This window comes from Allobrachymonas denitrificans DSM 15123 (assembly GCF_900110225.1).
In the GTDB taxonomy this organism is placed as follows: domain Bacteria; phylum Pseudomonadota; class Gammaproteobacteria; order Burkholderiales; family Burkholderiaceae_C; genus Brachymonas; species Brachymonas denitrificans.
The window spans coordinates 1,125,705-1,144,924 of the sequence record NZ_FOCW01000001.1 but is presented as its reverse complement, the minus strand read 5'-3'; the positions used below and the strand labels follow the sequence as shown (position 1 = coordinate 1,144,924).

19 protein-coding genes are annotated in these 19,220 nt (G+C 64.1%); 5 read left to right on the top strand and 14 right to left on the bottom strand.

The window, feature by feature from the left end; translation table 11 throughout:
• Positions 1-14: 14 nt before the first annotated feature.
• The 4 genes from hflC to hfq form a co-directional block, all read right to left on the bottom strand.
• Positions 15-911 (bottom strand): protease modulator HflC, encoded by an 897-nt coding sequence (gene hflC / locus BMW28_RS05330; RefSeq protein WP_091814729.1) that lies wholly within the window; start codon positions 909-911, stop codon positions 15-17.
• A 40-nt stretch (positions 912-951) separates the two neighbouring features.
• Complete coding sequence (hflK, locus tag BMW28_RS05325) at positions 952-2,274, bottom strand: FtsH protease activity modulator HflK (RefSeq protein WP_234970039.1); 1,323 nt, start codon at positions 2,272-2,274, stop codon at positions 952-954.
• A gap of 275 nt (positions 2,275-2,549) precedes the next feature.
• Positions 2,550-3,764, bottom strand: a complete 1,215-nt coding sequence (gene hflX / locus BMW28_RS05320; protein WP_091814723.1) for a GTPase HflX — start codon at positions 3,762-3,764, stop codon at positions 2,550-2,552.
• Between the two features lie 63 nt (positions 3,765-3,827).
• Positions 3,828-4,088 (bottom strand): RNA chaperone Hfq, encoded by a 261-nt coding sequence (hfq, locus tag BMW28_RS05315; RefSeq protein WP_091814720.1) that lies wholly within the window; start codon positions 4,086-4,088, stop codon positions 3,828-3,830.
• Between the two features lie 201 nt (positions 4,089-4,289).
• Here hfq and hemH point away from each other — a divergent pair, with 201 nt between their 5' ends.
• The gene (hemH, locus tag BMW28_RS05310; RefSeq protein WP_091814718.1) at positions 4,290-5,399 is read left to right on the top strand and encodes a ferrochelatase; all 1,110 of its coding nucleotides are present in this window, start codon (positions 4,290-4,292) and stop codon (positions 5,397-5,399) included.
• On the top strand, positions 5,396-6,244 hold the full coding sequence (locus BMW28_RS05305) for a YdcF family protein (protein WP_234969985.1): 849 nt from the start codon (positions 5,396-5,398) through the stop codon (positions 6,242-6,244). The genes hemH and BMW28_RS05305 overlap by 4 nt, the downstream gene beginning before the upstream one ends.
• Before the next feature lie 42 nt (positions 6,245-6,286).
• On the opposite strand, the gene BMW28_RS05300 is transcribed toward BMW28_RS05305, so the two are convergent.
• The 3 genes from BMW28_RS05300 to BMW28_RS05290 are packed head-to-tail and all read right to left on the bottom strand — an operon-like array spanning position 6,287 to position 10,340.
• A complete protein-coding gene (locus BMW28_RS05300; protein ID WP_091814715.1) occupies positions 6,287-6,925 on the bottom strand; it encodes a PqiC family protein in 639 nt (212 codons plus the stop codon).
• A 9-nt stretch (positions 6,926-6,934) separates the two neighbouring features.
• The gene (locus BMW28_RS05295; RefSeq protein ID WP_159430720.1) at positions 6,935-8,941 is read right to left on the bottom strand and encodes a PqiB family protein; all 2,007 of its coding nucleotides are present in this window, start codon (positions 8,939-8,941) and stop codon (positions 6,935-6,937) included.
• Between the two features lie 31 nt (positions 8,942-8,972).
• On the bottom strand, positions 8,973-10,340 hold the full coding sequence (locus BMW28_RS05290) for a paraquat-inducible protein A (protein WP_159430719.1): 1,368 nt from the start codon (positions 10,338-10,340) through the stop codon (positions 8,973-8,975).
• A gap of 88 nt (positions 10,341-10,428) precedes the next feature.
• On the opposite strand from BMW28_RS05290, the gene BMW28_RS05285 reads away from it, so the two are divergent.
• Positions 10,429-11,067: a riboflavin synthase gene (locus BMW28_RS05285; RefSeq protein ID WP_091814708.1), complete on the top strand. Its 639-nt coding sequence runs from the start codon at positions 10,429-10,431 to the stop codon at positions 11,065-11,067.
• A gap of 50 nt (positions 11,068-11,117) precedes the next feature.
• On the opposite strand, the gene BMW28_RS05280 is transcribed toward BMW28_RS05285, so the two are convergent.
• Positions 11,118-12,050 (bottom strand): LD-carboxypeptidase, encoded by a 933-nt coding sequence (locus BMW28_RS05280; protein WP_091814705.1) that lies wholly within the window; start codon positions 12,048-12,050, stop codon positions 11,118-11,120.
• A gap of 2 nt (positions 12,051-12,052) precedes the next feature.
• On the bottom strand, positions 12,053-13,453 hold the full coding sequence (gene tadA, locus BMW28_RS05275) for a tRNA adenosine(34) deaminase TadA (RefSeq protein WP_159430718.1): 1,401 nt from the start codon (positions 13,451-13,453) through the stop codon (positions 12,053-12,055).
• Between the two features lie 235 nt (positions 13,454-13,688).
• Between tadA and BMW28_RS05270 the strand changes: the two genes are divergently transcribed.
• Positions 13,689-13,895, top strand: coding sequence for a hypothetical protein (locus BMW28_RS05270; RefSeq protein WP_091814700.1), 207 nt, complete (start codon positions 13,689-13,691; stop codon positions 13,893-13,895).
• Between the two features lie 99 nt (positions 13,896-13,994).
• On the opposite strand, the gene guaA is transcribed toward BMW28_RS05270, so the two are convergent.
• The 5 genes from guaA to BMW28_RS05245 form a co-directional block, all read right to left on the bottom strand.
• Positions 13,995-15,614 carry a glutamine-hydrolyzing GMP synthase gene (gene guaA / locus BMW28_RS05265; protein WP_091814697.1) on the bottom strand — a complete coding sequence of 540 codons (1,620 nt, stop codon included), beginning with the start codon at positions 15,612-15,614 and terminating at the stop codon, positions 13,995-13,997.
• A gap of 78 nt (positions 15,615-15,692) precedes the next feature.
• Positions 15,693-17,162, bottom strand: coding sequence for an IMP dehydrogenase (guaB, locus tag BMW28_RS05260; protein ID WP_091814694.1), 1,470 nt, complete (start codon positions 17,160-17,162; stop codon positions 15,693-15,695).
• 128 nt (positions 17,163-17,290) lie between these two features.
• Positions 17,291-17,638, bottom strand: coding sequence for a hypothetical protein (locus tag BMW28_RS05255; protein WP_091814691.1), 348 nt, complete (start codon positions 17,636-17,638; stop codon positions 17,291-17,293).
• Positions 17,639-17,675: 37 nt separating this feature from the next.
• Positions 17,676-18,035, bottom strand: a complete 360-nt coding sequence (locus BMW28_RS05250; RefSeq protein WP_091814688.1) for an RnfH family protein — start codon at positions 18,033-18,035, stop codon at positions 17,676-17,678.
• The gene (locus tag BMW28_RS05245; RefSeq protein WP_091814685.1) at positions 18,028-18,468 is read right to left on the bottom strand and encodes a type II toxin-antitoxin system RatA family toxin; all 441 of its coding nucleotides are present in this window, start codon (positions 18,466-18,468) and stop codon (positions 18,028-18,030) included. The genes BMW28_RS05250 and BMW28_RS05245 overlap by 8 nt, the downstream gene beginning before the upstream one ends.
• A gap of 205 nt (positions 18,469-18,673) precedes the next feature.
• On the opposite strand from BMW28_RS05245, the gene smpB reads away from it, so the two are divergent.
• Entirely contained in the window at positions 18,674-19,153 is a 480-nt protein-coding gene (gene smpB, locus BMW28_RS05240) for an SsrA-binding protein SmpB (RefSeq protein ID WP_091814683.1), read from the top strand.
• Positions 19,154-19,220: the final 67 nt, after the last annotated feature.

Below are 19,220 nucleotides of genomic sequence, written 5' to 3'. Positions count from 1 at the left end.
GCTGCCCCGGTGGATCAGTTGCCGCCCACGGCTGCACCACCCTGGCGCAGCGACTTGAAGAAGTCGTTGCTGGCGGGATCGACCACCATCACGTCGTTCTTGTTCTCGAAGCTCTTGCGATAGGCTTCCAGGCCGCGGTAGAAGTTGGCGAACTGCGGGCTCTTGCCGAACGAGTCGCCATAGATGCGGGTTGCCTCGGCATCGCCCTCACCCTTCACGCGCTGCGCGTCGCGGTAAGCTTCGGCCACGGTGATGTCGCGCTGGCGATCAGCATCGGCACGGATTTTTTCGCCCTCGGCAGTACCGGTGGAGCGCAGCTCGTTGGCCACGCGCTCACGCTCGGCCTGCATGCGTCGGTACACCGATTCGGTGATCGCTTCGGCATAGTCGGCGCGGGTGATGCGCACGTCCACGATTTCCACACCCCAGGTCTTGCCGCCCTGGACCGCCTGCACCACCTCGGCCTTGACGTTCTGCATCAGCGCCTCGCGCTTGCCTGACAGCAGCTCACGCACGGTGTACTTGTTGATCTCTTCCTGGAAAGCGTTGCGCACCACGCGCAGCAGCTGGTTGGAGCCGGCAGTCTCGTCGGTACCGACGTTGCGGATATAGGCCTGCGGGTCGGAAATACGCCAGCGCACATACCAGTCGATCACCACGCGCTGCTTCTCGGCGGTCAGCATGGTTTCGTTGTCCTGGCTGTCCAGCATGAGCAGGCGCTTGTCCACGAAGCGCACGTTCTGGAACGGCGGCGGCAGCTTGACGTACAGGCCGGGCTCGGTCACCACGCGCTTGATCTGGCCCAGGGCGTAGACCACGCCGAACTGGCGCTGGTCCACCACGAACAGGACGGAGCTGGCGGCAAACAAGGCAATCACGAGGGCCAGGCCGGCAGTAATGAGTTTATTCATCGGACAGTGTCTCTTTCAGCGGAATGCGTTTGTCAGGCGATCAGCGCTCGCGCGAACGGTCGGCGTCACGGGCACGGGCATCCGTGCTGGTGGCAGCTGCCGGCGCCGGAGTTTCGGTGGCCGGGGCCGCCGGCCTGGCAGCGGGTGCTGCCGTCGTGCCGGTCGTCGCAGCCGCGCCCTGGTTCTGCAGGATCTTGTCCAGCGGCAGATAGAGCATGCTGCCCTGCTTGGCATCCACCAGAATCTTGGTGACCTTGCTGTAGACATCCTTCATGGTGTCGTTGTACATGCGGTCGCGCGTGGCCTGCGGGGCCTTCTGGTACTCGGGCAGGATGGCGGAGAAGCGGGAGGCATCACCCTCTGCCTGAGCCACCACCTGGGCCTTGTAACCTTCAGCCTCGGCCTTCAGGCGAGAAGCAGTACCGACAGCCAGCGGAATCACGCGGTTGGCATAGGCCTGCGCCTCGTTCTTGGCGCGCTCGCGCTCCTGGCCGGCCTTCAGCACATCGTCAAACGCAGCCTGCACCTGCTCGGGCGGACGTACACCACCCTGCTGCAGGTTCACGCCGACCACATCCACGCCCAGCTTGTAGCGATCCAGGATGACCTGCATCAGCTTGCGCACGCGGGGGGCGATCTGGTCACGCTCTTCGGCCAGCGCGGCATCCATGCGCATGCTGCCGATCACTTCGCGGATGGCGGTTTCGGCTGCCTGCACCACGGCCTGATCCGGGTTGCGGCTGGCGAACAGATAGTCACGCGCATTGCTCAGGCGGTACTGCACGGCAAACTTGACTTCGACGATGTTCTCGTCGGCAGTCAGCATGGCAGAGTCGCGCAGGCCGGTGCTCTTGATGACGGAGTCGCCACCGATATCGACGGAACGGATCTGCGTGACGTTGACGGTTTCGTGGCGCTCGATCGGGTACGGCAGGATCCAGTTGATACCGGCTCCCACGGTCGACTGGTACTTGCCGAAACGGGTGACCACGGATTGCTGGCCTTCCTGCACGATGAAGAAGCCGCTCAGCAGCCAGACCACCACCGCGACGGCCGCGATCATGCCGATGCCGATGCTGGCACCCTTGCCACTCGGCGGCTGCGCGCCTCCCAGCGGATTCCAGCGTGGCTCGCCACCGCCACCGCCGCCCTGACCACCGCGGCCGCCAAACAGGTTGCCCAGCTTGCGGTTGAGGTCCTGCCACAGTTCATCCAGATCGGGCGGCCCCTGCTCGGGGCGCTTGCCGGGACGCTGCTGCGGGCGGTCGTCGTCCTGCTGGTTGCGCGGCTCGTGCGCGGCAGCCGGGCGATCTTCCGCATCATCCTCGTTGCGGCCCCAGCGGGGATCGTTCAGGTTGAACATGCGCTGGAACGCGGGCGGCAGGGCCAGCGCCAGACGGCGCAGCCCGGTTGCGCCGGGTTGGGCGCGACCAGAGGAGGAATAAGTGGTCTCGTTCATTGAATCCATGGGTGTCTGGGGCGACTTCTCAGGAGCTGGCAGGCATGCGCGCATGTTTCGCGCGCGGCAGGACGCTCCAGCACGGCCGGCGCAATGCACCGGTATGGGAAGGGATATGGGGCCGTTCTTCCGGAACTAAAGACTATACCAGCCTGGAAATGACAAAATTTCCGCGGGGATCAAGGCGTGTCGCCATCGCCATCGCCATCGCCATCGCCATCGCCATCGCCATCGCCATCGCCATCGCCATCGCCATCGCCCTGCCCTGGCCAGGCCTGCTGCCATTTGGCCTGGGCCGCCTCGGCCATCAGGTCGCGCAGCGCATCCAGGCCGATGCCCTTCTGGGCGCTCAGATACAGACGCGGCACCTGCACGCTGTCGATGGCATAGGTATCTGCCAGGGCCACCGGCTCGCGATCAGCAGGCAGGGCGTCGAGCTTGTTGAATACCAGCACCTGCGGAATCTTGTCCGCTCCGATTTCGCCCAGCACGCGCTGCACTTCGTTGATCTGCTCCACCCACTCCGGGCTGGAGGCATCCACCACATGCAGCAGCAGGTCGGCGTCGACTGCCTCCTGCAGCGTGGCTTCGAAGGCCTCGACCAGACCGTGCGGCAGGTCGCGGATGAAACCCACCGTGTCGGACAGCGAAATGCTGCGGCCGATCTGCGGCAGGTAAAGCTGGCGTGTGGTGGTGTCGAGTGTGGCGAACAACTGGTCGGCCGCGTAGGTACGCGCCTTGACTAGTGCATTGAACAGTGTGGACTTGCCGGCGTTGGTATAGCCCACCAGCGAAACAGCAAAGGTGTCGGTACGCTGGCGCTGGCGGCGCTGCGTGGCGCGCTGGCGCTTGACCTTTTCGAGCCGCTCCTTGATGCGCTTGATCGCCTCGTTGATCATGCGGCGGTCCAGCTCGATCTGGGTTTCGCCGGGGCCGCCACGGGTGCCGGTTCCGCCCTGCTGGCGCTCCAGGTGGCTCCAGCGGCGCACCAGACGCGTACTCAGGTATTGCAGACGCGCGAGTTCGACCTGCAGCTTGCCCTCGTGGCTGCGCGCGCGTTGCGCGAATATTTCCAGGATGAGCATGGTGCGGTCGTTGACCGGCATGCCCAGGGTGCGCTCCAGGTTGCGCTGTTGCGCGGGGCTGAGCGCCTGGTCGAACAGGATTTCGGTGGCGCCATGCTGCTCGGCCAGCAGCTTGATCTCGTCTGCCTTGCCGCTGCCCACGAACAAGGCGGGATCGGGTGCCCTGCGTTTGCAGGTGATACGCGCCACCGGCTCCAGACCGGCGGTCTGGGCGAGCAGCCCGAGTTCTTCCAGTTCCGCATCGAAATGCGGAAGGCCAAAATCCACCCCCACCAGAACGGCGAGAGGGGCGGCATTCTTGTCTTGCATCAGGGAATCAGGGCACCAGGAGAAAGGTGGAGCCCGCCGCGCGGACGCGGATCGGGCTGGGGATCAGGCTGCAGCGGAGTCAGCAGACTCGCCAGCCTCGGGCGCTACCGAGAAATTGACGGCGCGGCCGGGAACGATGGTGGAAATGGCGTGCTTGTAGACCATCTGCGTGACCGTGTTGCGCAGCAACACGACGTACTGGTCGAAGGACTCGATCTGACCTTGCAGCTTGATGCCATTGACCAGATAGATGGACACCGGCACATGCTCGCGACGCAGGGTATTCAAAAAGGGATCCTGCAGCAATTGACCTTTATTACTCACGATATTCTCCGTGTTTGTTTATTGTAGAAGGGCACACGATAACATAGCTGGGGACAAATGCCGGCACCGCAAGCCAATAGCCGCACAAATTTGTGCAACAGGCTGCGAGAACGGTGCAAATGGGAGCAGTTCGCCCATGTGCGACAATGAAGCCCCTTCTGTCCGGGCCTGCCCGGTTGTACTCCCTTTCCACATTCCTGCATGGCTTTCCGCCCCGAACCTGCCTACCAGCACGGCCGCAAGGCCGGCACGGCCATCGTCCTGTGCAACCTCGGCACTCCTGACGCCCCCACTCCGGAGGCCGTGCGTAGCTATCTGCGCGAATTTCTCGGTGATCCGCGTGTGGTGGAAATTCCGCCGATGCTCTGGAAGCCGATTCTGCACGGCATCATCCTGCGTACGCGGCCGGCTGTATCGGCAAAGAAGTACGCCTCGATCTGGACTCCGGAAGGTTCTCCCCTGCTGACCTGGACGCTGCGCCAGGCCGAGCTGCTATCGCAATGGCTGCAGGAACGCGGGCACGACGTCGAGGTGCGCGCCGCCATGCGTTACGGCAAACCGGGTCTGGATGCCACGCTTGATGCACTGAAGGCAGATGGCGTGCAGCGCATCCTCGTGCTGCCGGCCTATCCCCAGTATTCAGGCACAACCACCGCCAGCGTGCTGGACAAGATCTTCCAGTGGAGCGCCGAGGTGCGTTCAGTGCCGGAATGGCGTTTCGTCAACCGCTACCACGATCATCCACTGTATATCGAAGCGCTGGCCAGGAGCGTGCGCCGCCATTGGGAGGCAAACGGCCAGGGCGAGCGCCTGGTGCTGAGTTTTCATGGCGTGCCCGAGCGCACCCATACGCTAGGTGACCCCTATCACTGCGAATGCCGCAAGACGGCGCGTTTGCTGACCGAGGCGCTGGGCTTGCCGCCGGATCGGGTGCTGATGACTTTCCAGTCGCGCTTCGGCAAGGCGAAATGGCTGGAGCCGTATACCGAACCCTCTGTAGTGGCACTGGCACAGCAAGGGGTGCGCCATATCGACGTGATGTGTCCGGGATTTACCAGCGATTGCCTGGAAACGCTGGAAGAGATCAATATGGAAGTGCGCCACGCCTTTACCGAGGTCGGTGGCGAACGCTATGGATACATTCCCTGCCTGAATGACGATGCGACCTGGATCGAGGCCTTGGGCGACATCAGCCTGCAGCATCTGGCCGGCTGGAACACACTGAAAGGGAATGCCGAGGCAGCGCGTGGCGAGCAGGAAGCGCTGGCTGCCTCTGCTGCACGGGCGCGGACCCTCGGGGCAACGCAGTGATTCTGTCGGTGATCGGCATGCCGGATGTGAGTGCCTGGCTGATGTCGCTGGGCGCCTGGAAGCCGGTGCTGACCGCCCTGGTGATGCCGCCGCTGTCGCCGCTGCTGATGTTACTGGCGGGGTTCTGGCTGCTTTGGCGGGCGCGTCCTGCCGTGTCCTGGCCGGGACGCATGGTGGTGCTGGCGGGATTTGGCGCACTGTGGCTGCTGTCCTGCCAGAGCGTAGCCGTCTGGCTGGATCGCGCCCTGCTGCCCCAGTACCCGGCAGTGACGCCCGCGCAATTGCAGCAACAGCAGGCGCAGGCCGTTGTCGTGCTGGGTGGAGGCATCACGCTGGATGCGCCCGAGTATGCCGGGCCGCAGCTCAACGCCATGAGCATGGAGCGACTACGCTATGGAGCCATGCTGGCGCGACAACTGCAAGTGCCGCTAGGTTATGCCGGTGGCGTGGGCTGGGGCAATGCCGACAAGCCGACTGCAGGCACCCTGTCTGCCCCCCGCCCTGCTCTGGCCGAGGCGGTCATTGCCGAGCAGGTAGCGCCACACACCTATGGCGTTCCGGTCACCCTGGCCGATTCGCAATCACGTGATACCCGCGAAAACGGCGAGAACATGGCCCGGTTGCTGCGGCAGCGCGGCATCACCCGGGTCGCGCTGGTCAGCCACGCTTGGCATCTGCCACGCAGCCTGCAGGCGTTTGCCGGCAAGGGTCTGACGGTGATACCAGCGCCCATGGGGTTTACCGGACCGTATGAGCGCCCCTTGCTGGACGCCTTGCCCAGCGGCCACGGGCTGGCTGCAAGCCGTCGTGTGCTGCGCGAGTGGCTGGGACTGCAGCTGAGCTGACAAGCCAGCTGGCCCGGTCGCCCACTGGCGACAAGGCCTGCCTCAACCGCCGCAGCCGCTGATGCCGCTGATCTGGCCGGATTGCCCCAGCAACTGCCGTCGAATGCGCAATCCCCATTCCTGCATCAGTGCCTGATGCACTGCAACGGCATCCTGCACGCTGCTTCCGGGCACCTCCCGTTGCCAGCTGGCGCGGCAGACCGTCGGAGCGCCTGCCATGCCGGCCGGAAGGCGCTGCAGGCTCCAAGTGGCATCCAGCCTCGCGTACTGCCCGAGCGCGATGTCCATGCGGTCCACTCCCAGGTGCAGCGCGTATTGCGGGATCGCATTGCCTTGCGCATAGCCGCCTGCAGGCGCTTGCGCAATGCGGCTGTCTGCAAGCACCGTCCCCAGCACGGCAGTCTTGACCTCTTCGCCAAACTGGCTGCGCCAGAGGTCGGTCGGCAGCGGGATGACCTGCTGCGCCCCGCTCAACACCACCACTTCGGGCTTGTCCAGCGCGTCCGGCACGCGCACCGGACCCGGCACCACCAGCACACTGGCGGCACGCACGGCCGGCGTTATGGCAGCCTCCGTAGGGGCCTGCAGGGTATAGAAGCTGGGCTCCTTGCCGCCTGCGCAGCCTGCAAGCACAGCGGCACAGGCTACGGGAATGAGGGAACGAAACAGCAAGCGATGCATGGCGCCTCCTTATTGGCCGCCTTGCGGGCCGCTGGTCATCGGAACGGGCGCTGGTTGTGGCGCTGCGCCACTGCGTCCACGCAGCAGCGCATCCGGATGGGTCTTGAGATAGTCGGTCAGGCCGCGCAGCGATTGCGCCGCCTTGCGCACTTCGAGCAAGGCGTCATTCGCCTGATCGGTCACGCCACCCGGGCCTACGGCGGGCTGTACCGCTGCCATGGTGGCCTCGGCAGAGCGCAGGGCCTTCTGCGCATCGACCAGCATCACGCGCGCCTCCGGCGTGAGGTTGTTGAGCGAACGGTTGGCCGTGTCGAGTGCACGCGTGGCCGACTTCAGACTGTTTTGCAGATCGGTGCCGATCTCGTCGAACCTGACTTTTTCCAGACGGTTGGCGATGTTGGACAGCTGCGTCTGCAACTGCTCCATATTGGCGCCCTGCACCGTCGGGAATGGCACTGGCAGCGCGTCATAGCGGCCGCTGAACACCGGCGCCTTGGGCACCCGTTCGATGTTCACGTAGAGCTGTCCGGTGATCAGGTTGCCGGTCTTGAGCTTGGCGCGATAGCCGTGCTCGACCAGGTAACGGATGAAGGCACGATCCTGCTCCTTGGCCGTCTGGCTGGCAGCACCGGCTTCTTCCATCAGGTGCAGGAAGGCATCGCCCATCTGGCGCGGATACAGCAAGGCATCCACCCAGACAAAGAAATTCTTGCGCTCCTGATCGAAGTCCAGACTGGTTTCAAACACCTCGCCGATCGGCATGCCGCCCAGCTCGACCGGCGCCCCGATGGCCAGCCCGCGCACGGACTGGTCATAGCGCATGCGCACGACCACCGGCGTTTCGGAGCGGCTCGACATGGCCACCTTGGCGTTGTCATGCAACTGGAAACGTGTGCCTTCCGGTGCCGTATCGGCCACGGCCTTGGCGATCTGCTCGGCCGCCACCGGCACAGCGGATTCCGGCGGCTCGCCAAAGGCCACGCCACCAGCCACGATGGCGGCCAGCGATTCGGTGTTGACCTTGACCCCATCCGATCCGACCGATACATCAATCCCGGAAGCATTCCAGAAACGGGTACGTGGGGTCACGTAGGCGTCGTAGGGCTGGTCGATGAAAACCTCCACCCCGATGCCCTTGCCATCCTTGGCCAGCGCATAGGACGTGACACGCCCCACCTGCACGCGCCGGTAGAACACGGGGGAACCGATGCCGAGCGATCCCAGCGTGTTGGTCATCAGGTAGTAGCGCTTGCCCTTGCTGTCGCGCGTGACGGCAGGCGGCTGCTCCAGGCCGACAAACTCGGTCTGCTTGGGGTTGGCATAGTCGCCTGCATCGGTGCCGATATAGGCGCCTGACAGCAGCGTACCGAGGCCAGTGACGCCACCCAGGCCCAACTGGGGACGCACCACCCAGAAGCGCGTTCCGCTGTTGGCCACCTTGGCAGCGGTGCCCTCAAGCTGCACCTGCACAACTACGCCGTCACCCTGCTCTGCCAGCGAAACGGAACGCACGGTGCCGATCACCACCTCCTTGTAGCGCACCTGGCTCTTGCCCGCGACCAGACCTTCGGCGGTCTGGAAGCGAATGGAAATCATGGGGCCGGTCTGCAGCCAGTTGTGCACGGCCATGGATAAAGCGATCAGCACGGCCACCAGCGGCAGCAGCCAGATCAGCGAGAAACGCGGGCGGCGGGTCTGGGCGCGGATGACGGGCTGGGGGGGCAGCACGGTGTCGTGCTCGCCATTGCGGGGCGTACCGGAGCTGTAGCTGGCCTCTTTAGCCTCTGCCTGAACGGACGTCGCTGTTGCGCCTGAGCCCGTATGCTTCACCAGACCATCCCCCTGTACGCCAGACTGCTGCCCCTGATCAGGCAAGGAGCGGGGAGCGGCCTCACCCGTCTCGCTGGCCGCAACCGGATAGCCGGGAACTTCGCTCTCCGGCGGAATCTGGCCGCCAGTGGGAGGCGTCGTGTTCGGCGCTCTGGGTGTGGCGTGAGAATCTTGGCGTGGGTCCATGTAGCAAATCAGGTTGTGCGTGCCACCTGCCTCAGGCGCTCTCGCGAGCCTCTTCGGTCGGCGGGGAACGGTCCATTGTGCCTGCAGTGTTGCCGTTCTGCGCGTCAGCGCAGGCCTCGTCGTAGGCATCCCACAACAGGCGCGGGTCGAAATGCTGGGCGGCCAGCATCGTGAAAACTACCATGGTGCCGAAAGACCAGGCCGCTGCACCAATCTTCACTTCCATCAACCCGTCAAAGTGGACCAGCGCCGCCAGCAGCACCACCACGAACACGTCGAGCATGGACCACTGGCCGATCAGCTCCATGGCACGGAACAGCACCGCGTTCTGCGCCACGTTGCCCAGCCACTTGAACTGGATCGACAGCAACAGCCAGCCAAGCACCAGAAACTTGATCACCGGCACCGCCAGGCTGGCCACGAACACCACGATGGCGATCCCCCAGGAGCCGGATCGGTACAGATCAACCACGCCCGAGAGGATGGTGTGCTCCGTGGGTGGCTCATTGAGCGTCCCCGTAGCCATGATGGGCAGCAGGTTGGCCGGAATGTAGAACACCAGCGCCGTGATCAGCAGAGCCCAGCAGCGCGCCAGGCTGTGCTTCTTGCGATGGCGCAGCGTGGCGCCACAACGCGTGCAGGCCGGCATTCGGCCTTGCGCCTGCAGGTCTTCCTGCGGGGCACTGTGCACCATGCCGCAGCTGTGGCAGATCAGGAACTTGCGATGCCAGCGCGGATCTGCCGTGTCGATATGCAGCGGCAGGTGGCTCTGCGGCACCAGTCCCTTTTCTTCGGCCATGCGCCAGAGGGTGTGCGCATCCACCCGCGCCAGCACCGCCAGCAGCACCACCAGCACCGACATCGAGACCAGGCCAAGGCCAATATCCAGTTGCCCGATGGTGGTCAGCTTGATCAGCGCCACCAGCACACCCAGCAAAAACACCGCCAGCATGTTCCAGTTGCGTGCCACTTCCACCGCACGCAGCGCCCACACCAGCACGCGCGGATAGGCCCGCGCGCTGATGCACCAGAGGGCACTGGTAATCACCGCCAGTTCCGACACCGGCAGCAGCACGGCAGTGAGAAAGGTCATCCAGCCCACCACCATGTTGCCGCTTTCCCAGGCAAACAGAATGCTCTCCCAGATCGAGGTGGACTGCAGGTTGCCACGCACGTCCAGCGTGACCAGCGGATAGGCCAGTACGTGGATCAGCATGATCCAGGCGGTGAGGCACACGGCGAGCAACTGGCGCGGCGTCCAGCCGTGGAAACGTTCCAGTTCATGACCGCAGCGCCCGCAGCAGGCGGTTTCGCCCTTTTGCAGCGCGCTCAGGCCCACCACGCTATCGCATTGCGAGCACACTTCCAGCCGCTCGATATCGTCGGCGACGGGGGGCATGGCGGCAGAGGGTTGAACAGGCATGACTCGGGCAAGGAAAGGCGCCCGACATACAATGAAAGCTTTCTTTCATCGAACAGCGAGCACCATGTTTACAGGCATTATTACCGGAGTTGGAAAAATCGTGGACGTGCAGGATCTGGGCGCCAGCAGCGCCCACGGCAAGCGCCTGGCCATCGACACCCCTGCCGGCTATCTGGACGACGTGGCGCTGGGCGACAGCATTGCGCTCAACGGCGCCTGCATGACGGTGGTGGATTTCGATGTGGCTGCCAACCGCTTCAGCATCGACATTTCTGCCGAATCACTGGACAAGACAGCCGGCCTGGCTGTGACCGGCCCGGTCAATCTGGAAAAGGCGCTGCGCTCGCACGATCGCCTGGGCGGGCATATCGTGAGCGGCCATGTGGACGGCATTGGCGAAATCAGCAGCTTCGAACCGGTGGGCGAGAGCATGGAGCTGCGCATCCGCGTGCCGGCGGCGCTGGCGCGTTTTCTGGCCTACAAGGGCTCCATCACCGTGAACGGCGTGAGCCTGACGGTGAACCGGGTAGAAGACATGCCGGTAGATGCCAACGGCTTTGGCTGCGAAATCAGCATCAACCTGATTCCGCATACGGTGCAGAATACCGCGCTGCACGTGCTGCAGGCGGGCAGCCGGGTCAATCTGGAAATTGACCTGATTGCGCGCTATGTGGAGCGCATGCTGACGGCCGGGAAGGCATAAGCGCGCCGAGCATCCGGTCTGGACGGGCTGGCGCAATCGCCGGCTCCGCCCTATTGGTGGCCCCAGACCAGCACGCGATCCCGCCCTTCGGCGGCCATCTCCACCTGGGCGCCCACAGGCAGCAGCACCTTGGTGGGCACATGCCCATGCGGCAGGCCGGTGAAGATCGGCGTCTTGGTGCGTGTGCGCAGCCACTGCACCACGGCCTTCATGTTGAAGCCCTTGTCGTGCGGAATCAGTATGTAGTCATTGAACTGGCCCAGCACAATGGCCTGCTGTTTGTCCAGCACGCCGGCCAGCGCCAGTTGCGTGAGCATGCGCTCGACACGGTAGGGATGTTCGGCCACATCTTCCAGGAACAGCACGCCCTGCTCCACTTGCGGGAAATACGGCGTGCCAAGCAAACTGGTCAGCACGCACAGGTTGCCGCCCCAGAGCGTGGCATCGTGGATCGGCTCGACCAGGGTCGCCAGTTCGGCATCCGGCTCTTCGCGCTTGGTCACGTACCAGCCGGCGCCTTCGCTGCTGCCGTCCAGCATTTCTTCAAAGCAGGCTTGGGTGATCTCGTCCGGCTCTTCCGGCTTGCCCCAGTCGTCGATCAGCAGGTTGCCCGCCCAGGTGACCGCCTCGTTGCCCACCTTGGCCAGCAAGGCCAGTTGCAGCGCGGTGAAGTCGCTCAGGCCGACAAAGCGCGTGCCCTTGTCGATGGCCTTGGCGATCTGCTGGTACGGAATGTCGGGCAGGATGCGCGTCAGGCCGTAGCCGCCGCGCGTGGTCAGTGCCACATCGGCGCCGCTGGCGGCTGCGCGGCCAATGGCGGCCAGGCGGGTGGCATCTTCTCCGGCGAAGCGTTGGAAGCTGGTGAGCGCATCCGGATCCACCTCCACCTCGTGCCCCAGCGCCTGCAGGCGCTTGATGCCGCGGCGGAAAGCCGTCTTGTCGCGCACTGCGCCGGAGGGGGAGTAGATGTAGATGTGTGCCATGGTCAGGGGTTGGGCGGAGCGGCGCGGTGCTGCTCCAGCCAGTGAAGAATCCAGGGGATATTGTGCCGCAGCGCAGCGCGGATGCGGGCGCCGGGTTGCGGCAGCTTGGCGGGAGCCGGCTCCAGGGCGTGCACTTGCCGGCGTTGGCCGTGGGCCTGCCACCATGCGCGATCCGCGTCGCCCAGAGCTTGTGCTGCAAACAGGGGCCAGCGCAAGGCGCCGCGGTGGCCGGCATCCGGGTAGCTGGCCTGGCACAGCACGCCCAGTTTGGGATGGTCATCCAGTGCCCAGTGTTCGGGCAGGTCAAAACGGGGGCTTCGCTGGCAGCGCTGGCGCCAATCCTTTGCGGTGGCTGTGCTTGCCTTCAGATCGGTGTAGGTATGTCCTGCTGCCGCATCCGGCCAGCGGACAACGGCATCCACGTGCTCCAGCGCCAAAACCCTGTGCGCCGGAAGTGCCGAGGGTTCCAGCAGCACGGACTGATCCAGCGTTACCAGCAGCCAGTCGTCCGGCAGATTCTGGCGCTCCAGCCAGGCTTGCAGCATGGCCTGCTGCCACTCCAGCGTGTGCAGTGCGGGCTGGCGGGGCTTGTCGCTCAGGCCATGTCCGGGCAAATCGGGGGCGAGTACACGCCAGCCTGCCTGTGTCGCCGCTTGCCTCAGCTCCTGCCACAAATGGCCGCAGCCGGCATAACCATGCAGCAGCACTACACAGGGTGCATCGAGGTTGCCACTTTCCAGCACATGCACGCGCCACGCCGCGGCTGATGGGTCACGCGGGTCGGGGACCAGCGACCAACGACTGTCCTTCTGCCAGACGCCCTCGCCCGCCAAGGCGCGCGCAGGGGGGCGCAAGGCATCCTCACGCAGCGGCGCAGATTCTGCCTGCGTGCGTTGCCGGGCCTGCTGTTGGCGGCGCTTGCGGAAGAATCCCGTCAATAATTCGGAGCATTCCCGTCGCACTTCTGCTGAATCGCCCTCGTCCGACAGGCAACGCGCGCTGGTCTGATGGTTGATCTCCGACGCTGCAAACAGATCCAGCACCGATCCCGCCGCGCCAGTGCGCGGATCAGGCAGCGCATACACCACCTGCGCCAGCCGCGCGTGCAGCATGGCACCACTGCACATGGCACATGGCTCCAGCGTCACATAGAGCGTGCAGCCTTCAAGACGGTAGTTGCCCAAGGCTTGCGCTGCCTGGCGCATGGCCTGGATCTCGGCATGGGCAGAGGGGTCGTGCCCCTCTATGCACTGGTTATGACCTCTTCCCAAAATCGTGCGCCCGTCTGGTGCGACCACGATGGCACCCACCGGCACTTCTCCCATGCGCGATGACTGCTCTGCCTGCTCCAGAGCCAGGCGCATGAAGTCCACATCGGTCGAATTGGAAGAAAGCTGGGACATGAAAAAATTTTGTGTTTCAGCGGCAGGATTGAAGACCGCACCAACGAGAAGTCTAAGCGTTCTTTGAAGGCCATCCGATGCTAGACTTGCTCCCATCAATCGCAGCGATTGATCGCGGGCTTTATTGCACTACTTGGCGCCGCGTCACCAACGCCTAAAGGTCGCACGCCGAGCTCCTCCCCGCCTCGCATGCCTCCTTCAACAGGCTCGCGGGGGAACCAACGGAGCATCCATCATGGCAAACATCCAGTCCAACCCTTCCTGGCAACTCGACGCCATTGTCAAGCCGATCCAGGGGGATCAGCACCACTTGCTGATTTCGTCGTTTGTGCCTACTGCGCGCTGGCCGGAGCATCGGGTTCGTTTCAGTGGCGTCCTGTCTAAGGAGGAGTTGAAACGACTGCGCGATGTCATCGACGAAGCTCTGGACACCCTTGCCTGAACGAGATTCACTCGCAGTCCGAGATGACAAAAAAGCCCGCATCAAGCGCTGCGGGCCTTCCTTCAAGAGGTGGGGTCATGGCGACCCCACCATCCTGGCTCACTCCCACTCAATCGTCGCCGGCGGCTTGGAACTCACATCGTACGTAACGCGGTTAATCCCCCGCACCTCATTGATGATCCGCCCGCTCACCCGCTTCAGCAGGCTGTACGGCAGCTCCGCCCAGTCCGCCGTCATGAAGTCGCTCGTCTGCACCGCACGCAGCGCCACCACGTAGTCATACGTGCGGCCATCGCCCATCACGCCCACGCTCTTCACGGGCAGGAACACGGTAAATGCCTGCGAAGTCAGGTCATACCAGCTCTTGCCGCTGTTCGGTTCGATGGTGGAGCGCAGTTCTTCGATGAAGATCGCATCCGCACGGCGCAGCAGATCGGCGTATTCCTTTTTCACTTCGCCCAGAATGCGTACACCCAGGCCCGGGCCGGGGAAGGGATGGCGGTACACCATGTCGTGCGGCAGGCCCAGCGCCACGCCCAGTTCGCGCACTTCATCCTTGAACAGGTCACGCAGCGGCTCCAGCAGCTTCAGGCCCAGCTGCTCGGGCAGGCCGCCCACGTTGTGGTGGCTCTTGATGACCACGGCCTTCTTGCTCTTGGCGCCGCCCGATTCGATCACGTCCGGATAGATCGTGCCCTGCGCCAGGAAGGTGGCACCCTTGTGGCCGCCATCGCCCGCCTTCAGCTTCTCCGCCTCGGCCTTGAACACATCCACGAACAGGCGGCCGATGATCTTGCGCTTCTGCTCCGGATCGCTCACGCCGGCCAGTTCGCCCAGGAACAGTTCGCTGGCATCCACGCGCACCACCTTGGCGTGCAGCTTGCCCTCGAACATCTCCATCACCATGTCGCCTTCGTTCAAACGCAGCAGGCCATGATCCACGAACACGCAGGTGAGCTGGTCGCCAATGGCGCGGTGGATCAGCGCCGCCGCGACGGAAGAATCCACGCCGCCGGACAGGCCCAGAATCACTTCCTCGTCGCCCACCTGCTCGCGGATGGCCTTGACGGCCTCCTCGATATGGTCGCGCATGATCCAGTCGGGATTGGTCTTGCAGATGTCCAGCACGAAGCGATCCAGCATCGCCCTGCCCTGCACCGTGTGCGTCACCTCGGGGTGGAACTGCACGGCGTAGTAGCCGCGCGCCTCGTCAGCCATGCCGGCAATCGGGCAGCTCGGCGTGGACGCCATCAGCTTGAAGCCCTCCGGCAGCACGGTCACCTTGTCGCCATGGCTCATCCACACCTTGAGCATGCCGTGGCCTTCGGGCGTGGTGAAGTCGGCGATGTCCTTCAGCAATGCGGTGTGGCCATGGGCGCGCACTTCGGCGTAGCCGAACTCGCGCTGGTGCCCGCTTTCCACCTTGCCGCCCAATTGCAGCGCCATGGTCTGCATGCCGTAGCAGATGCCCAGCACCGGCACACCCAGTTCGAACACGGCGTCGGGTGCCTTGTCGGTGCTTTCCTCATACGCGCTGGCATGGCTGCCGGACAGGATCACGCCCTTGAGCTTGCCGTCGGAGGCAAACTCGCGCACCCAGTCGCTGCTCACGTCGCAGGGATGGACCTCGCAATACACATGCGCCTCGCGCACGCGGCGGGCAATCAGCTGCGTCACCTGGGAGCCGAAATCGAGAATGAGGATTTTGTCGTGTTGCATGGGAATGTCCGTTAAACCAAAAAGGGCTGAGCCACCATTTCAGGTGCGTCCCAGCCCGTGTTGACGCCGCATGGCGACTCAGTCCGCGCGATAGTTCGGCGCTTCCTTGGTGATCTGCACGTCGTGCACGTGGCTCTCGCGGATACCGGCTGCGGTGATCTCCACGAACTCGGCCTTTTCGCGCATCTCGTCGATGGTGGCGCAACCACAGTAGCCCATGGATGCACGCAGGCCGCCGGCCATCTGGTAGATGATGTTGAGCACCGAGCCCTTGTAGGGCACGCGACCTTCGATACCTTCGGGCACCAGCTTCTCGGTGTTCGGGTTGCCGCTGGTCGCTTCCTGGAAGTAGCGGTCGGCACTGCCCTGCTGCATGGCGCCGATGGAACCCATGCCGCGGTAGCTCTTGTAGCTGCGGCCCTGGAACAGGATCACTTCGCCCGGTGCCTCTTCGGTGCCGGCGAACATGCCACCCATCATCACGGTGTTGGCTCCAGCAGCAATGGCCTTGGCGATGTCGCCGCTGAAGCGGATGCCGCCGTCGGCGATCAGCGGCACGCCCGTGCCCTTGAGCGCGGTGGCGACGCTGTCTACCGCCATGATTTGCGGCACGCCCACGCCGGCCACGATGCGCGTGGTGCAGATGGAGCCGGGGCCGATACCGACCTTGACGGCGTCTGCGCCCGCCTCGACCAGTGCCTTGGCAGCAGCACCGGTGGCAATGTTGCCGCCGATGACCTGAATATGCGGATAGTTCTGCTTGACCCAGCGCACGCGGTCAATCACGCCGGCGCTGTGGCCATGGGCCGTATCGACCACCACGGCGTCCACGCCAGCGGCAGACAGCGCCTCGATGCGCTCTTCGGTGCCCGGGCCCACTCCCAGCGCCGCGCCTACCAGCAGGCGGCCGTTGTCGTCACGGGCGGCATTGGGGAAATTGGTCTGCTTGTTGATGTCCTTGACCAGGATGAGACCCTTCAGTTCGAAGGCATCGTTCACCAGCAGCAGGCGCTCCAGCTTGTGCTCGTGCAGCTTGGCCTTGGCATCTTCCAGCGAAATGCCTTCAGGCGCGGTGACCAGGCGCTCGCGCGGGGTCATGATGTCCTTGACCTGCACATCCAGGCGTGTTTCGAAGCGGATGTCGCGGTTGGTGACGATACCCACCACCTTGCCGCCATCCAGCACGGGGAAGCCGGACACGCCCAGCTCCTCGGACAGGCGCTTGACTTCCAGCACGGTCGTGGTCGGTGTGATCACCACCGGGTCGCGCAGAATGCCGCTTTCGTGGCGCTTGACCTTGGACACATGCGCGGCCTGGTCCTGCGCCGTCATGTTCTTGTGGATGATGCCGATGCCACCCTCCTGCGCCATGGCGATGGCCAGGCGTGCCTCGGTGACCGTATCCATGGCGGCCGACACGAGCGGGAGGTTGAGTTGGATGTTGCGGGTGAACTGGGTGCGCAGCGAGGTGTCCTTGGGCAGGACTTCGGAGTATGCGGGCACCAGGAGAATGTCGTCGAACGTGAGTGCTTTGCCGAGCAGGCGCATGGGGATTCCTCCAAAAGCAAGATTGTACTCGCAGGCGTCTGTCCCTGTAACAACGGAGGCTTTCGCGCCTGCCGGGGTGTTGCAGGCGGTCAACCACGGGCCGGTTTACCGGCGATGCAATGCACCGTTCAGCGGTTCAGCGTATGCCAGTAGACCGCGCAGCCGGCCGGCATTTCCGGGGCGACGCAGTGCTCGCGCCTGAGCTGGCGGTTGACGTTGAAGGTGTAGCCCTTGTCGTTCATGCAGGCAAACTGGCTGGCGATGGCCTTGGTGCCGATGCTGAAGCGGTCGACGTAGCCGCAGGCCTGCAGCGCCTGTTGCGTATCCTGCAGCGTGGCACCGGGCTTGGTCCAGGTTTCGGCAGCCGCAGGCACAGGGCCCTGGCCCGACAGGGTGCTGGCACAGCCCGCGAGCAAGGCGACAGCGGCAAGCGCAGACAGAGCGAGACTCTTGCGAAAAGCGAAGGGATGCAGCATGAACAGTCCTTTTCTGCGTGCAGGCACGCCGGGTTTGTCAGTATCCGGGCTTGGCCCCTGCCCTGCGGCGGGCAAACAGGCCAGCCGTGCGGGCGCCCTGGCTGGCAAAGCGCTCGCGCCGCGCCACCTTGGGGTCCACCTGGAGCATACGATACAACTCTACGCGATCCTGCGCACGTAGGACATGGTCCAGCGCCACCTTGCGGCCCCAGATGCCGCATTGCAGCGTTTCATCCGCACCATCGGCAGCCAGCCAAGCCTGGACTTCAGCATGCTGCCACAGCGCCAGTGCCTCCCGCACCGTGCTGCCCGCAGGCAGATCGGCATGCTGGCTGATCACCGAGCGCGGCGCCGGCGCATAGGCCAGTTCCACCGGAATGCAGCCAGTCTCAGCCATAGACCTTCTTGGCGCGCTGGATAAAGGCGTCGACAAAGGTGCTGGTAATCTTCTCGAAGATCGGCCCCACCAGCATGGCCAAGGTGCGGCTGGAGAAATCGTATTCGATATCGAAATGGACGCGGCAGGCGCGCTGCGTACCATCACCCACCGGCTCGAAGCGCCAGCGCCCCTTCAGGTGCGAGAACGGGCCGCGCACCAGATTCAGTTCCACCTCGCGGTCGGGAACGTGCACATTGCGCGTGACGAAGCTCTGCTTCAGGCCCGCCATGGCAATGCCGATTTCCGCCACCATGCCATCGGGCGTATGCTCGAGCACACGGCCGAAATCGCACCACGGCAGAAACTGCGGATAGTCTTCGCACTTGATGACGAGCTGGTACATTTCCGCCGGGCTGTACCAGATGAGAACGGATTTGTGGACTGTTTTCATAGAATGCTGCTTTATGCCATTGTAAACACGGCATATGACAGGTAGTATGGCCGGCTTTCCCTGTGGCTCGGGCGGCCGTGACCTGTGTCCTCCCGGACCGGTGCAGTCGGCTTGATCCTCGGCACATAGCCCCCACCTGCCACAGAAGCACCCGCTCCACGTTTCCGGCGCGGCAGACCAGAACAACAAGATTCGCGCATCCGTCATGGCCACCAAGAAAAAAGCCCCCCCGCAAACCCGCATTGCAGAGAACAAGAAAGCTGCCTTCAACTATTTCTTCGAGGAGAAATACGAGGCAGGCATGGTGCTGCAGGGCTGGGAAGTGAAAGCCGTGCGCGAAGGCAAGGTGCAGCTCACCGACGGCTACGTGGTGGTGCGCGATGGTGAACTGTTCGTGATCGGCTGCCAGATCAACCCGCTCAAATCGGCGTCCACCCACGTCACGCCGGATGCCGTTCGCACCAAGAAGCTGCTGATGCACAAGAACGAGATCGAGCGCCTGATCGGCAAGGTCGAGCAGAAAGGCTACACGCTGGTGCCACTCAACCTGCACTGGAAGAACGGCCGCGTCAAATGCGAAATCGCCCTCGCCAAGGGGAAGGCCGAGCACGACAAGCGCGACACCATCAAGGAACGCGAGGGCAAGCGCGAGGTGGAACGCGCGATGAAGAGCCGCAACCGCTGAAAACGCGTCCTGCGCCGCAGGACGACCGGCCCAGCCGTTCACCATGAAAAAGCCCCGCAGCAAATTG

Bases quoted from the DNA above. Each gene is read 5' to 3' on its own strand.
- BMW28_RS05245 (WP_091814685.1), bottom strand. From the start codon at position 18,468: ATGAAAACAGTCCACAAATCCGTTCTCATCTGGTACAGCCCGGCGGAA.
- BMW28_RS05270 (WP_091814700.1), top strand. From the start codon at position 13,689: ATGGCAAACATCCAGTCCAACCCTTCCTGGCAACTCGACGCCATTGTC.
- guaA (WP_091814697.1), bottom strand. From the start codon at position 15,614: ATGCAACACGACAAAATCCTCATTCTCGATTTCGGCTCCCAGGTGACG.
- BMW28_RS05295 (WP_159430720.1), bottom strand. From the start codon at position 8,941: ATGGACCCACGCCAAGATTCTCACGCCACACCCAGAGCGCCGAACACG.
- BMW28_RS05250 (WP_091814688.1), bottom strand. From the start codon at position 18,035: ATGGCTGAGACTGGCTGCATTCCGGTGGAACTGGCCTATGCGCCGGCG.
- hflK (WP_234970039.1), bottom strand. From the start codon at position 2,274: ATGTTCAACCTGAACGATCCCCGCTGGGGCCGCAACGAGGATGATGCG.
- guaB (WP_091814694.1), bottom strand. From the start codon at position 17,162: ATGCGCCTGCTCGGCAAAGCACTCACGTTCGACGACATTCTCCTGGTG.
- smpB (WP_091814683.1), top strand. From the start codon at position 18,674: ATGGCCACCAAGAAAAAAGCCCCCCCGCAAACCCGCATTGCAGAGAAC.
- hflC (WP_091814729.1), bottom strand. From the start codon at position 911: ATGAATAAACTCATTACTGCCGGCCTGGCCCTCGTGATTGCCTTGTTT.
- tadA (WP_159430718.1), bottom strand. From the start codon at position 13,453: ATGTCCCAGCTTTCTTCCAATTCGACCGATGTGGACTTCATGCGCCTG.
- BMW28_RS05285 (WP_091814708.1), top strand. From the start codon at position 10,429: ATGTTTACAGGCATTATTACCGGAGTTGGAAAAATCGTGGACGTGCAG.
- hemH (WP_091814718.1), top strand. From the start codon at position 4,290: ATGGCTTTCCGCCCCGAACCTGCCTACCAGCACGGCCGCAAGGCCGGC.
- BMW28_RS05280 (WP_091814705.1), bottom strand. From the start codon at position 12,050: ATGGCACACATCTACATCTACTCCCCCTCCGGCGCAGTGCGCGACAAG.
- BMW28_RS05255 (WP_091814691.1), bottom strand. From the start codon at position 17,638: ATGCTGCATCCCTTCGCTTTTCGCAAGAGTCTCGCTCTGTCTGCGCTT.
- BMW28_RS05290 (WP_159430719.1), bottom strand. From the start codon at position 10,340: ATGCCCCCCGTCGCCGACGATATCGAGCGGCTGGAAGTGTGCTCGCAA.
- BMW28_RS05300 (WP_091814715.1), bottom strand. From the start codon at position 6,925: ATGCATCGCTTGCTGTTTCGTTCCCTCATTCCCGTAGCCTGTGCCGCT.
- hflX (WP_091814723.1), bottom strand. From the start codon at position 3,764: ATGCAAGACAAGAATGCCGCCCCTCTCGCCGTTCTGGTGGGGGTGGAT.